Genomic DNA, 13,466 nt, shown 5'->3' with positions numbered 1-13,466 from the left:
GGACTGCTCAGTAAATGTTATGCTGCAGGAGCATATTTAGGTTTGATTTTTTATCGGTCGCCCTTTTGTGTTTGAAAAGGTAAGCGAAATGGCGATTGTTGACTAACTGGTAAAAATTTGGTTTCTTCCAAGTTAATTTGGCTTGGAGTAGAGGTTTCGCACTTTCAGCAGTTCTGAAAATTTTGAATATGAAGATTGAAAAAATACTTTTTGTGGATGATTGTGAAGATAACGTTGAGTTGTTCGTTGAAATTTTCAGGTTTGCAAAATTGGATGTGCGCGGAGCTCCAGGAGGCAGTGCTGCTTTAACGATGTTAAATGACTTTAAGCCAGACCTTGTTTTCGTCGACTTGGAGATGGCGGACGTGGATGGGTTTGCCGTTGCCGATGCGGTTAGAAATCGTGCTGATTCCGATGAGATTGTGTTGGTGGCGGTAAGTGGGTGGAGTCAAGAAAAATGGATCGAGCGAGCCCGTCTGGCCGGCTTCTGCTCTTATCTCGTTAAGCCAATGGATATAAAGATACTGCTAAGTTATCTTGAAAAGGGTATTTTCTTTAAGATGCATGAACTGAGGGGGAGCGTCGACATTGATATTCTCAATGTGACGTTGTCGATGGAGAGCTATCATGCTGACGCCTGAGATTTCACAGACGGTTTCATGTGGTGCAATATTCTCAGGTCAATGAAAAATGCTATTTGAAGATTGCTGGAAAATATTCGACGTTGATGAGCGTTTTTGTTTGATGGGATATTGTGATATCCTTCTGGAGCCTGAGTGCGCTGAAGCCAGCGTAGAGGATGCGAATAATCGTTTTATCAAAAGACATAGAGCCTGAAAATTACAAGTAAATGAATGCTACTGTACAAGAACGAGAGGCAGTTCGACTGGCGCTGTATCAGTTCTCGCAACGTGCTAAAGATATTATGGATCGGTTGCCTGACCGGACAGATATAGTCCCTTTTGAAAAGATGAAGTTAAGGGCGCTCTATACCGCACTGAAGGAAGATCTCAAAGATGCGGCCGATCGCGGCACCGTCGCACCAGGTTGGGATAAGCAAAACCAACTAGAAAAGGATTATTTTCAGCCTGCCGTGGTGGACGCTTTGAAATTGCTCCGTGCTCGAGCAAATACCAATCCCATTACTTCTAACTGGTTGGATTGCATATCAAGTTCGCGCCAGATAATAATTGCGTATATGGACAATTTGGAAAGGCTTGGGTCTTAGCAGTTTAGCATCGATCCATGTATGTGTTTTTTTTTGGCTGTGAATGTATTTCTCATGTGCCTGCTTAACGAAAGAGTCGGCTCTGAGTGATTTGGCGGGTTAAATTATTCGTGAATGCGAAAGATAATTGCCGGACTAAAGAGTTCGATTTTGAATTATTCGTCCTTCATTTTTTGTGGCAATAGGCATTTATGCTGTTTAGCGTGGCATTTAGGTATGTTGGTGTTCGAGAAGTTGCTCGAAAACCTCTCGCGCCGCTGGAGGCGAATAAAGGTAGCCTTGGAGGTAATCACACCCGAATGCTGTCAGAATGTCACGCTGCGCCGTGGTTTCCACGCCTTCCGCGATGGTTTCGATGTGCAGTTTATGCGCCATATCGATGATCGCTTGCGTGAGCGCTTTGTCATTTTCGTTGGCTTCGAGATGATGGATGAACGACTTGTCGATCTTCAGGTAATCGACGTCAAAAAGCTTCAGGTACGATAATGCCGAGAAGCCAGTCCCGAAGTCGTCCAACGACACTTTAGCGCCGTTCTCTTGCAGCAGCTTGAGGTTGGTTCGCATCCGGTCCGAATCGTTCACCAGCATGCTTTCCGTAATCTCGACCGTGATGCTATGCGCGGGTAAGGCCGCCTGGGCCAGGCGCTTTATCCAGCTAACGTCTCCGCCATGCTCAAATTGGACAGGGGATTGGTTCACACTCAACTCAATGTCGATGCCCAGTTCGCGCTGCCAGCGCGCCACGCTGGCGATCGCCTCGTCGATCACCCAGTTGCCGATCTGAACGATCAGGCCTGACTCTTCTGCCAAGGGAATGAACTGTGCCGGGCCGATCAAGCCATGCGTGGGGGGCAGCCAGCGAATCAGCGCCTCGGCCTTGCGAATACGCCCCGTACGCATGTCGACGATGGGTTGGTAATGCATGACCAGTTCGTTGCCGGCTATCGCGTGTCTCAAGTCCCTGCTTAATCTGAGCTTAGCCAGCGCGCTTTGCTGGAGCGCTGCCGCGAAATATTGGAACCTGTTGCCTCCAGCGCGCTTGGCCCGGACCATCGCCTGCTCCGCACCGTTCATCAGGCCGTGTGCATCTTGTGCATCGTCAGGGTACAAGGTGATGCCGATGCTGGCCGAGAGATGAATCCGGTCAGTGCCGGCGTCAAACGGTCTGGCCAGCGCATCGACGATCGCCGCCGCATTAAGTTCCAGGTGGGCGCGTGGTCCCGCCACGATCACTGCGAAACTGTCGCCGCCTAAACGACCGAGCGTTGCCGTCTCCAGTACACAGGCGCGCAGCCTGGCCGCCGTTTCAATCAGCACCGCGTCGCCTTGGTCATGGCCGAGCATATCGTTAATGCCGGTGAACCGGTCCAAATCGATGCACATCACGCCGACGCAGCCGTCGTCGGACCTTGCCTTCTTCAATTCTTGCTCGAGCCGGTCAAAGCTAAGACTGCGGTTCGGTAAGCCGGTTAGCCGGTCGAAGTTGGCATGCTTCCATATCAGCTCATCCTTGTTCTTCTGATCAGTAAGATCGCGTATGTGGATGGCACGCCTGGACTGATTGCCAGATTTGTCTCGCATGATATCGATATCCAGATAGGCATCGATGTAGCTCTGGTCCTTATGACGCAAGCGTATCTCGCCCTCCCAGTGCCCGTCTTCGTTTAAAGCATGCGTAATCGCCTCAAGCAATCGGGTTTCATCGGGATTGGCCAGGAGTTGGCGCGGCAACATGCCGATGACGTCTTCGCGCGCATGTCCAACAAGCCTCATGAAGGCTGGATTGGCGTCGACAACATGTCCCTGATCGTCGGTCACTAAAATGGCGTCTGGCGTGGTGTTGTAGATCAACTCTGCCATGCGCATCGACTCGTCAAGCTTGCGCCGCTCGGTCACGTCCTGCGCCATACCCCATACACGCGTGACTTTGCCATCGGTCATCGCAGTGCGCCAATGGGCGCGCACGCATTTATGGGCGCCGCTAGGAAGATTAAGTTCCAGATCGAGGTCGTTTGGCGTTCCCGTTTCGAACGTTTGCGCAAGTGCGCTTTCGATCCGTTTACGCTCAACCTCGTCGTAGTCGGCAAGCAACCTCTCAAGTGTCAGCGGAAGAGCTGGGTCCAGCTCGTGAATAAGGGCTGTCTCAGGAGTCCATCTGAAAGTGTCCGCGACTACATCGATTTCCCAGCCCCCCACCTGCGCCAGGGTGCTCATCTCCAGTAGCAGCGCTTCCTGTTCGCGTATCTTGCGTTCCTGCGTTCGTCGAACAGTGATGTCGCGGGCAATGCCTAGTACGCCAACGATGGTCCCGTCAGACAGCGCTACCGGACTCTTGATCATTTCCACGACCCGTATCTGGCTGCCGTCTGTATTTGAAATGACCTGTTCCTCAACATGCCTGTCTCCGCTGGCAACCACCTTGCGATCGACTTCGGCATGTTTAAGAGCAACGTCCCAAGCGAACAGTTGCGCGTCGGTTTTTCCGACAACTAAATCCGGCGACAGACCCAGTGCGGCGGCGGCAGCCTGGCTGCATAGCTGATAGACGCCGTCGATATCCTTGAACCAGACGATGTCCGTACAATTTCGCAACAACGCGTGGAACAGGGTGCGATCATGTTCAGCAAAGATGGGACGTTTAGCAGCGATGAGCCGAGCTTGTTCTTGCTGCCAACGAAGCGCGGCGCCGGTCAATGCGAACAGGCAGATCAAAAGTCCGCGCATGGGTAACCCGAAGAATTGCGCTGTAAATACAGCGCTTTCAAATGTGCGCCCGGCCCAATAAGCTGTCAAGAAGAACACGTTCTCTTACCTGTCTGGACGATAGGTTCGGACAAACCAGAAGCATTCCGAGTCGCGGTTTTAAGTGTGCAGTCGCATTAATTAGTGGAATTGACAGCCGCCGCCGACAAGGGCCACGCCCGAGCTGGTGTGATGCGGACTGCGGAAGGGGCGCACCCGCCAGCGCTCGGCGGAAAAACTGCCGTTCAGCGATTGCACGGCGGCCGCTTCCAGCGCTTCCTCGTCCGTCATCGGCGGCAGCAGGCCCGGAAAGCGCGCCGCCAGCATGCTTTTGCCGGCGCCTGGCGGCCCCATCAGCAGCAGCGAATGGCTGCCGGCCGCGGCGATCTCCAGCGCCCGCTTCGCATGCTGCTGGCCCTTCACATCGCTAAAGTCGGGATAGTTCACGGCTTCTCCCGGCCGCTCGTTGCGGTAGCGGTCGAGCCGCGCGGCGCCGTCGCCGGACGCGAAGTGGGCGCACACCTGCAACAGCGTATCGGCCGGGTAGATGGCCGCGTCCATCACCAGCGCCGCCTCGTCGGCATTCGCCCGCGGCAGGATGAAGGCGCGCCGCGTACCCTGGCTGCTGCGCCCGATGGCAAAGGTCATCGCCAGCGCGCCGCGAACCGGACGTAACTGTCCGGATAGCGACAACTCGCCGGCGAACTCGTAGCGCTCCAGTTCCTGCGCCGGGATCTGGCCGGACGCCGCCAGGATGCCGAGCGCGATCGGCAGGTCGAAGCGGCCGGATTCCTTCGGCAGGTCGGCCGGCGCCAGGTTGACGGTAATGCGCCGCGCCGGCATCTCGAAGCCGACGTTCTGCAAGGCGGCGCGCACCCGGTCCTTCGCTTCGCGTACCTCGGCATCGGGAAGGCCGACGATGGTCAGACCAGGGAGGCCGTTGGCCAGGTGGACTTCGACGCTGACGGCGGGGGCTTCCATGCCGGACAGGGCGCGGCTGCGTAACACGGCGAGGCTCATGGGCTTCCTGGCAAGTAGGGACTCGCAGGATGGTGGCACCGCTTTGGAGGCCACTTGTTGAGCGCACCCAAGCGTGCGGCGCCTGCAGGTTCAGGTGCCTGGAGAAGGGGTCAGACGTCGCGCAAGGTCACGATCGGCATCGTCAGCGCGCGCTTGTCCCTGAAGAAAGCGATATCGAACAGCGCCGCTGCACCGACGACCTCTTTTCCAAGCTGGCGCAGCAGGGAGGCGGCCGCTTCGATGGTGCCGCCGGTGGCCAGCACATCGTCGACGATCAGCACGCGCTGGCCCTTGATGCGCTCCGGCTGGATCTCGATGGTCGCGCTGCCGTATTCGCGCTGGTAATCGATGCTGATCGCCTTGCCGGGCAATTTGCCCGCCTTGCGCGCCATGGCAAAGCCGACCTTGTGTTCGAGGGCAAGGGCGCCCGCGATCATGAATCCACGCGCATCCATCGCAAGGATGAAGTCGAAGTGCAAGCCGTCGGTCGCCGCGTGCAAGGTATCGATGGCGAGGCGCCAATGCTCAGGATTATCGAAAATGCAGCCAACATCGATAAAGTTGACGCCCGGTACCGGGTAGTCCTGAAAAAATTCGAGCGGAACGCTGTTGAAATCGTTCATGTGAGGTAGATGGTCGTGTGGGTGAAACGTATGAGGGCGACCATTATCGCCTGTCTGCGCAAAGCCTGCGCGGCCCTTGCCGGACCAGGGCCGCGGCATGGACCGATAAACGCTTCGGCAATGATGTGTTGCACCATCTCTATTTAGTCTGTTTATTTAAATCGTCATGACGGGCCAATTAATTCGGCATTGACATTAAGCAAGCCGGACGGCATTGTTAAGGATCAAATTAGGGAATGCAGCGAATCGCCATTACGCAGTTTGAATAGCGACGTTGTTGAATAGGGCGGGCGCGAACATATAAATCGCGTCTGTATATGTATAAATAAATCGGGATAATAAAACGTGAAAGTTCTCATTGCGTTGATGGTCAGTGCCGGCATCCTGTCGCCGGCGTTTGCAGCAGGTCCGGCCGCGCCCCAGCAGGCGAAGTCCGCCGTGGCAGCAGCAGCGGCCGGCCCGGTGAAAGTCACCTCGGTGGAAGGCATCACCGAATACCGCCTGCGCAATGGCATGCGCGTCCTGCTGTTTCCGGATGCCTCCAAGCCGACGCTGACGACGAATATGGTCTACATGGTCGGCTCGCGCCACGAAAACTATGGCGAGACCGGCATGGCGCACTTGCTGGAACACCTGCTGTTCAAGCCGACCGCCAATTTCGGCGTCAAGAAGGGCACGAAAAGCCCGGTCGAAGTATTGAATGGCCTGGGCGCCGATTTCAACGGCACCACCTGGTACGACCGCACCAATTACTATGCGACTTTCCCGGCCAACGACGATAACCTGAAACTCATGCTGGCGCTGGAAGCGGACCGCATGATCAACTCGCCGATTTCCCAGGACGACCTGTGGAATACCAAAACCAACAAGGGCGAGATGACGGTCGTGCGCAACGAATTCGAGATCGGCGAAAGCGATCCGATCGGCGTCACCACCGAGCGCCTGCAGGCGGTCGCCTACGACTGGCACAACTACGGCAAGTCGACCATCGGCGCCCGTTCCGACATCGAGCAGGTGAACATCCTGCGCCTGCGCGCTTTTTATAAGCAGTACTACCAGCCGGACAACGCGCTGCTGATCGTGGCAGGCCGCTTCGACGAAGCCAAGGTGCTGGCCCAGATCAATACCCTGTTCGGCAAGATCCCGAAGCCGACACGCGTGATCCAGCCGACCTACACGGCCGAACCGACCCAGGACGGCGAACGCGCCGTCACCGTGCGCCGCACCGGCGGTACCCAGTACGTCGGCGCCGGCTACCACGTGGCGCCGAGCGGCCATCCGGACGCCGCGGCGCTCGAAGTGCTGGCCCACGTGCTGGTCGATGCGCCGTCGGGCCGCCTGCACAAGGCCCTGGTCGAAACCAAGCTGGCCACGCGCCTGGACCTCTCGGCGGTCAGCAACCTCGAACCTGGCTACCGCATCTTCGGCGCCGTCGTGCCGAAAGGCCAGCCGCTGGCGCCGACCCAGGACGCGCTGCTCAAGGTGCTGGAAGACCTGAAAGCGAATCCGGTGACCGAGGAAGAAGTGGCGCGTGCGCGCCAGGCCATCGCCAAAAACATCGACCTGGCCCTGAACAACAGCGCGCGCCTGACGATCGGCCTGACCGAAGCCATGGCGGCGGGCGACTGGCGCCTGTTCTTCGTGAACCGCGACCAGGTCGAAAAGACCGATGCCAAGGCCGTGCAGGCCGCGGCCGAAAAATACCTGAAGGCCTCGAACCGCACCCTGGGCGTGTTCATCCCGACCGACGCCGCCGACCGCACCATCGTGCCGGGCATGGTCGACGTCGCCGCCATGGTCAAGGACTACAAGGGCCGCGAAGTCGTGGCGCAGGGCGAGATGTTCGACCCGAGCCCGGCCAACATCGAATCGCGCACCCAGCGCTTCAAGCTGGCCAATGGCCTGAAGGGCGCGCTGCTGCCGAAGAAGACCAAGGGCGGCCTGGTGACCGCGACGGTGCGGCTGCGCTTCGGCACCGAGGAAGCACTGCGCAACAAGGCGACCGCCGGCGCCTTCGCGGCCGGCCTGCTGAGCTACGGCACGCAAGATAAATCGCGCCAGCAGCTGAAGGACATGTTCGACAAGCTCAAGGCCCAGACCCGCATCTCGGGCGGCGCCGAAGGCCTGGTCGCCTCGGTCACCACCACGCGCGAGAACCTGCCCGCCGTGATGGACCTGGTGGCCGAGATGCTCAAGAAGCCGGCCTTCACGCCAGCCGAATTCGGCGAGTTCCAGCGCGCGAACGTGAACGCCACCGAGCAGTCGATTCCGGAGCCGAACCCGCAAGCCAGCGTGGCGCTCTCGCGCCTGCTCGACACGACGCCGGAAGGCCACGTCAAGCACGTGCTGACCCTGGAAGAGAAGCTGGCCGCGCAGAAGGCGACCACGGTGGAGGAGGTCAGGGCCTTCCACACCGCCTTCTACGGCGCCGACAACGCCACCTTCGCCGCGGTCGGCGACTTCGATCCGGCCGCGCTGAAGGCGCAAGTCGAGCGCCTGTACGGTAACTGGAACGCGCAGCAGAAATTCGTGCGCGTACCAGGCAGCATCAAGTCGGTCGCCGGCCAGAAGCTGGCGCTGGAAACGCCGGACAAGGCGAGCAGCCTGCTGCTGGCCGTGCACCCGGTGCCGCTCAGGAACGACGCGAAAGCCTATCCGACACTGGTGATGGCGGACTACATGCTCGGCGGCGGCGCCCTGCGTTCGCGCCTGGCCGACCGCATCCGCCAGAAGGAGGGCCTGTCCTATGGCGTCGGCTCGCAGCTGAGCATCCCGGCGCGCGACCCGGCCGGCATCTGGATGGCCTACGCGATGAGCGCGCCGCAGAACACGGCCAAGGTGGAAGCGGTGCTGCGCGAAGAGCTCCAGCGCGCCGTGAGCGAAGGTTTCACGGAAGCGGAACTGGCTGAAGCGAAGAAGGGCTGGCTGCAGGGCGAGGAAGTCTCGCGCACTTCGGACGAGGCGTTGGCCAATGCCCTGTCCGACTACCTGACCATGGATCGCACCATGGCCTTCGATGCGGCAATCGAGGACCAGGTACGCAAGCTGACGCTGGCGCAGGTGAACGAAGCCATGCGCGAGTACATCAAGCCGGGCGCCATCTCCTTCATCGCGGCGGGCGATTTCGCCAAGGCCGCGAAGGAAGCGAGCAGCGCCAAGTAAGTCCTGGCGGTCCTGTTAGTAAGAATAAAAATGCCCGGTCACCCGACCGGGCATTTTTTTCCTTCACGCTGCCGGTGCCTGTGTCGCGAAGGCCGGCCCTGCCAGCTCCAGCAGGTGCGCGCGCACATCCTTCGGCCAGTCCGCCACCAGGCTGCGGAAGCGCTCGCCGTCGGCCGCGAACAAGGCGCGCGACGCTTCCTCGAAACCCGGCGCGTCGCCCATCAACTCGTGCATGAAGCGATACGCCGCATCGCGCGCTTCGCGCATGGTGTCGGCCGCCACCGCATCGCGCGAGGCGTGTTCGACGAGCTTACGCAGCGCCACCGAGGCGCCACCCGGCTGTTTCGACAACCATTCCCAGTGGCGCGGCAGCAGGGTCACTTCGCGCGGGACCACGCCCAGCTTGGGACGGCCGGCGCTACGGCCGGGGGCACGCGGGATGCGCTGCAGGACTTCTTCTTCCGTCCCGATGAAATTGATCTCAACCGGCTTGCTGGTGGCGGCGTCGAGCAGGGCGACCGAGCGCTCGGTGCCCTGGTCGAGCGCGGCCTTCACGGCGCGCACGACGTCGACGAGTTCGCCCCTGGCCAGGAGCTCGGTCCCGGCAAAGGCGATGCAATGACTTGGATACATATGACTCTCCCTATGAGGCGCGCTCGGGCGAGCGCGAATGAGGAGATATTACCCGGATAAAAATAGGATGGCAATAATACCCGGATAAAATTTGGCAGACGTGGCGCCGAGGCCACGCCGGCCTCAGCGGTCGAGCATGGCGGCCACTTTGTCGGTCACGTCGATCTGCGGCCGGTGCCACACCGTGCGCGTCAGGACCACGTCCACGCCCAGCTGGGCCGGCAGCTTCTGGATCAGGTCATGGATGCGCTTGGCCAGGGCGGCGCGCTCGGCTGCCGTGCGATCGGCGTAGTCGTCGCTGATCTGCGCCTGGGCGCGGGCAATCGTCCGTTCGAGTTCGCCCACGGCGCGCGAGCGCACCAGTTTTTCGCGGTCGTCGAGGTGGGGCGCATCCAGCTCGAGCTTGGCCGACAGCGCGCGCAGCTGGCGCAGCTGGGCGGCGATGCGTTCGCGGCGCGGCAGGAAGTCGGCCTCGATTTTCGCGGCGGTGGCGCGGGCACGCTGCGAGTCGGCCAGCAGGCGCTCGACGTTGACGACGGCGACCCGTACTTCGGATGGGCGGCCGATGTCTTGCGCAGCGGCGGATGCAGACCACGCCAGGCCGAGTGCGAAGCAGACCGCAGTCGCATGTTTCAGTTGCTTGTTCAATGTGTTCTCCACAGCAGCGCCGATGCATCGTCGGCACTTTTCACGGCCAGCGTGGCGTTTGCCCGCGCGGCCTCGAAGGCGCGCAATTCGTCCAGCAGCGCCGCCAGCCCCAGGCTGCGGCAGCGTTGCGCCAGTTCTTCCACCGCATACAGGCCGTAGGGATCGACCAGGCGGTAAAAGCCGTCGGTCATCGCCAGCACGGCGCTGTCCAGCGGCAGGCGCAGTGCATACTCACGCGCCTTGAATTCGCCCTGCGGCGCCAGGCACAGCCCTTCCGGCGCCGGGGCGCCGTGCTGGGCCTCGCGCCGCGCGCGCAGCATCGGCAGCAGGCGCGCGCGCTTTACAAACGGATCGCTCACCTCCGCCAGGTCGAGCGCGCCGATCGCTTCCTGCAGCACGGCTTCGTACGGATTCACGTAGGGATCGAGATCGTGCACGGCGCCCGCGGCATCGATGGCGAAGGTTTTGCAGTCGCCCAGGCAGTAGAGCGAGAGCTCGAGATGATCGGCCATGCGGCGGACCCGGATCCAGGTGAGGGCCGCCAGCGGATGCGCGTACAGGGGAATGGCCGCGCCGGCGGCCAGCGCGCGGTAACGGCGGTGCACGGCGTCGACCGCCTTGCGCACGGTCGCGCCCTGGGACAGGCTGGCGGCGATCGCGCCTTCCATTTCGGCGGCAAAGGCCTGCACGAACCAGGCGACGTCGCCCTGGCGCGCGTCGACGTAATCGGCATCGGCGACCGAGGTCGCGCCGTCGAGCACGAGCAGGTCGGTCGTGGCGCCGGATTCGAATACCGCGATCAGGTCTTCATTGATGCCGCCGTCGGGGGCGTGGGAAATGTGTTGGGTCGTCATGCACGTGGAGATTGGCCTGGTCCCGTGATGGTATCACCGCGCCGGACTCCCTGGCGCGATAACTCAGCCGCATTCCCCTACATACTGGCAGTTCTCGCAGCGCGTGCAGCCATCGCGCTTGCGCAACGCCCGGGCGCCGCATTCCGGGCATTTGGCGCCTGTCACCGCTGTTGGCGCGCTGGCCGGCAGCGGGGCTGCGTCCGCCGCGTCCAGGCCGGCAGCGCGTGCGCGTGCGGCCAGCTGGCGCGCCAGCTGCGCCACCGGTACCTGGTTGCCCTGGCTGTCGAGGAAGCCGCGATTGACCAGGATCCGCTGCAGCATGAAGCCGACCGCCGCCGCTTCCGAGTCGTGGAACACGGGTACGCGGGTGCCGTCCTCGCGGGTCAGGAAGCCGCAGCGCACCGGTCCCTTTTCCCAGACCACGTCGCGCATGTCGGCCAGGGCCTTGGCAATCGGTCCACCGGCGCGCGCCAGCATCGACAGCAGGCGCATCGAGGAAGTGATCCACTGCTGGCCGTCGCTTCTCTGGTTGGCCGGCATGAAGAATTCGAAGGGACGCTCGATCATCACCGGCAGGCCGTCCACCACGCCCTCGGCGCGGATGAAGCTGACCGTCAGATAAAAGGTCTTGCGGCCTTCCTGGGTCGAATACTCGATCTTCGAGGTAACCGACTCGAGTTCGCCGAGCGGACGGCCATCAAAACGCTTGCGCAACGGGTCGTCTTCCAGCAGGGGAGGGCTGTCGTTCGCAGGGACAGTGCCGAGCACGCTGCCCAGCACCGTGTTCGGCCGGTAGGTCGCCAGCCCCTTCAGGCCGGCGCGCCAGGCTTCCAGGTACAGGCCGCGGAAGTCTTCGAAGGGATACTCAAGCGGCACGTTCACCGTCTTCGAGATCGCCGTGTCGACAAAGGGCTGCACCGCTTCCAGCATGCGCAGGTGGTCGCTTGCACTCATCTGCAGCGCGGTGACGAAGGCGGGCGGCAGCGGACCCTCCGGCGTCGCATCCGGTTGCATCCGCAGGTAGAGGCGCCAGGCGTGGTCCTGCACCTCGTAGGCGCGCATCGAATCGTCCGGCATGCGCTTCTTGCGCTGGTAGGTCCAGGAATAGGCCGGCTCGATGCCGTTCGAGGCATTGTCGGCAAAGGCCAGCGCGATGGTGCCGGTCGGCGCGATCGAGAGCAAATGGGAGTTACGGATGCCGTGCGTGCGGATCGACTCGCGCAAGGCCTGCGGCAGGCGCGACACAAAAGCGCCTTCCAGGTAGCGCTCGGCGTCGAACAGGGGAAAGGCGCCTTTTTCGCGCGCCAGCTCCACGGATGCGGCGTACGCGGCATCGCGCAGCTGCTCGGCGATGCGCGCGGCCAGGGCGCGTCCCTCGGGCGCGTCGTAGCGCAGGCCCAGCATTACCAGGGCGCTGCCGAGCCCCAGGAAGCCGAGGCCGATGCGGCGCTTGGCCCGTGCTTCGGCCGCCTGCTGCGGCAGCGGCCATTCGGTGGCGTCCAGCACCAGGTCGAGCATGCGCACGGCGACGGCCGCCACCTCCTGCATGCGCTCGAAGTCGAAGCGGGCCTCGCCGCTGAAGGGCGCTTGTACGAAGCTGGTGAGATTGAGCGAGCCGAGATCGCAGCAGCCATAGGCGGGCAAGGGCTGTTCGCCGCAGGGATTGGTCGCGCGCAGCTGTTCGCAGTACCAGAGGTTGTTCTCGCCATTCATGCGGTCGATGAACAGCACGCCCGGCTCGGCATGGTCGTAGGTCGAGGCCATGATGCTGTCCCACAGGCTGCGCGCACGGACTTCGCGGTAGACCCAGAGACCGTCCTCGCGCCTGTGGGCGCCCGCCCCAACCAGTTCTTCTCCCGGCTCGGCGCGGTGCACCAGCGGGAACAGGGAATCCGCTTCCAACGCATGCATGAAGGCATCGCTCACGCCGACCGAGATGTTGAAGTTGGAGAGGGCGCCGCGGTCTTTCGCCGCGATGAAGCGTTCGATGTCGGGATGATCGATGCGCAGCACGCCCATCTGGGCGCCACGCCGGGCGCCGGCCGATTCGACCGTGCGGCAGGAGGCGTCGAACAGTTCCATGTAGGAGACGGGGCCGGAAGCGCGCGAGCGGGTGCCGCGCACCAGGCTGCCGAAGGGACGGATGGCGCTGAAGTCGTAGCCGACGCCGCCGCCGCGGCGCATGGTTTCCGCCGCTTCGGCCAGCGCCGTATAGATGCCGGGCAAATTGTCTTCGATGCCCGTGACGGAATCGCCGACCGGCTGGACGAAGCAATTGATGAGGGTGGCTTTCAGATCGAGGCCGGCGGCGGAGTTGATGCGCCCGCCGGGGACGAAGCCATGCTCCATGGCCCAGAGAAAATGGTCGGCCAGCTCGGCGCGCAGCTCCGGCGCCTCGCGCGCGGCAAGGGCGCGCGCCACACGCAGGCGCACATCGGCGATGGATATTTCATCGCCTTTCGCGTATTTCTCGCGCAGTACGTCGATCGACACCTCTTGCGGAGGTAATGAAGTGCCGATCAGTTTGTCGTTTGCATTCATGGCGCTTCCTGAAAA

The 13,466-nt window shown here is 61.6% G+C and carries 9 protein-coding genes and 1 pseudogene; 3 read left to right on the top strand and 7 right to left on the bottom strand.

What is annotated here, in order from left to right; all coding sequences use genetic code 11:
• Nucleotides 1–188 precede the first annotated feature (188 nt).
• Nucleotides 189–641: a response regulator gene (locus C2862_RS21160; RefSeq protein ID WP_136222329.1), complete on the top strand. Its 453-nt coding sequence runs from the start codon at nucleotides 189–191 to the stop codon at nucleotides 639–641.
• Nucleotides 642–850: 209 nt separating this feature from the next.
• Nucleotides 851–1,228: a hypothetical protein gene (locus tag C2862_RS21155; protein ID WP_136222327.1), complete on the top strand. Its 378-nt coding sequence runs from the start codon at nucleotides 851–853 to the stop codon at nucleotides 1,226–1,228.
• 210 nt (nucleotides 1,229–1,438) lie between these two features.
• On the opposite strand, the gene C2862_RS21150 is transcribed toward C2862_RS21155, so the two are convergent.
• The 3 genes and pseudogenes from C2862_RS21150 to C2862_RS21140 all read right to left on the bottom strand — a co-directional run bounded on the left by C2862_RS21150 (nucleotide 1,439) and on the right by C2862_RS21140 (nucleotide 5,613).
• On the bottom strand, nucleotides 1,439–4,030 hold the full coding sequence (locus C2862_RS21150; RefSeq protein ID WP_136222325.1) for an EAL domain-containing protein: 2,592 nt from the start codon (nucleotides 4,028–4,030) through the stop codon (nucleotides 1,439–1,441).
• A gap of 96 nt (nucleotides 4,031–4,126) precedes the next feature.
• Nucleotides 4,127–4,990 (bottom strand): annotated as a pseudogene (locus C2862_RS21145) (YifB family Mg chelatase-like AAA ATPase); the annotation flags it as partial.
• Between the two features lie 110 nt (nucleotides 4,991–5,100).
• Nucleotides 5,101–5,613, bottom strand: a complete 513-nt coding sequence (locus C2862_RS21140; RefSeq protein ID WP_168710135.1) for an adenine phosphoribosyltransferase — start codon at nucleotides 5,611–5,613, stop codon at nucleotides 5,101–5,103.
• A gap of 345 nt (nucleotides 5,614–5,958) precedes the next feature.
• Here C2862_RS21140 and C2862_RS21135 point away from each other — a divergent pair, with 345 nt between their 5' ends.
• Nucleotides 5,959–8,775: a pitrilysin family protein gene (locus C2862_RS21135; RefSeq protein ID WP_136222319.1), complete on the top strand. Its 2,817-nt coding sequence runs from the start codon at nucleotides 5,959–5,961 to the stop codon at nucleotides 8,773–8,775.
• 63 nt (nucleotides 8,776–8,838) lie between these two features.
• On the opposite strand, the gene C2862_RS21130 is transcribed toward C2862_RS21135, so the two are convergent.
• From C2862_RS21130 to C2862_RS21115, 4 genes are all read right to left on the bottom strand, one after another.
• A complete protein-coding gene (locus C2862_RS21130) occupies nucleotides 8,839–9,408 on the bottom strand; it encodes a DUF2239 family protein (RefSeq protein ID WP_136222317.1) in 570 nt (189 codons plus the stop codon).
• A gap of 123 nt (nucleotides 9,409–9,531) precedes the next feature.
• The gene (locus C2862_RS21125) at nucleotides 9,532–10,056 is read right to left on the bottom strand and encodes an OmpH family outer membrane protein (RefSeq protein WP_168710134.1); all 525 of its coding nucleotides are present in this window, start codon (nucleotides 10,054–10,056) and stop codon (nucleotides 9,532–9,534) included.
• Nucleotides 10,053–10,910 carry a protein phosphatase 2C domain-containing protein gene (locus C2862_RS21120; protein ID WP_136222313.1) on the bottom strand — a complete coding sequence of 286 codons (858 nt, stop codon included), beginning with the start codon at nucleotides 10,908–10,910 and terminating at the stop codon, nucleotides 10,053–10,055. Before C2862_RS21120 ends, C2862_RS21125 begins: the two co-directional genes overlap by 4 nt.
• Nucleotides 10,911–10,973: 63 nt before the next feature.
• Nucleotides 10,974–13,451, bottom strand: a complete 2,478-nt coding sequence (locus C2862_RS21115) for an adenosylcobalamin-dependent ribonucleoside-diphosphate reductase (protein ID WP_136222312.1) — start codon at nucleotides 13,449–13,451, stop codon at nucleotides 10,974–10,976.
• Nucleotides 13,452–13,466: the final 15 nt, after the last annotated feature.

It is taken from the genome of Massilia sp. Mn16-1_5 (genome assembly GCF_004798585.1).
Lineage (GTDB): Bacteria > Pseudomonadota > Gammaproteobacteria > Burkholderiales > Burkholderiaceae_D > Telluria.
The sequence above is the reverse complement of the archived record's forward strand: the minus strand, read 5'-3'. Positions and strand labels throughout refer to the sequence as shown.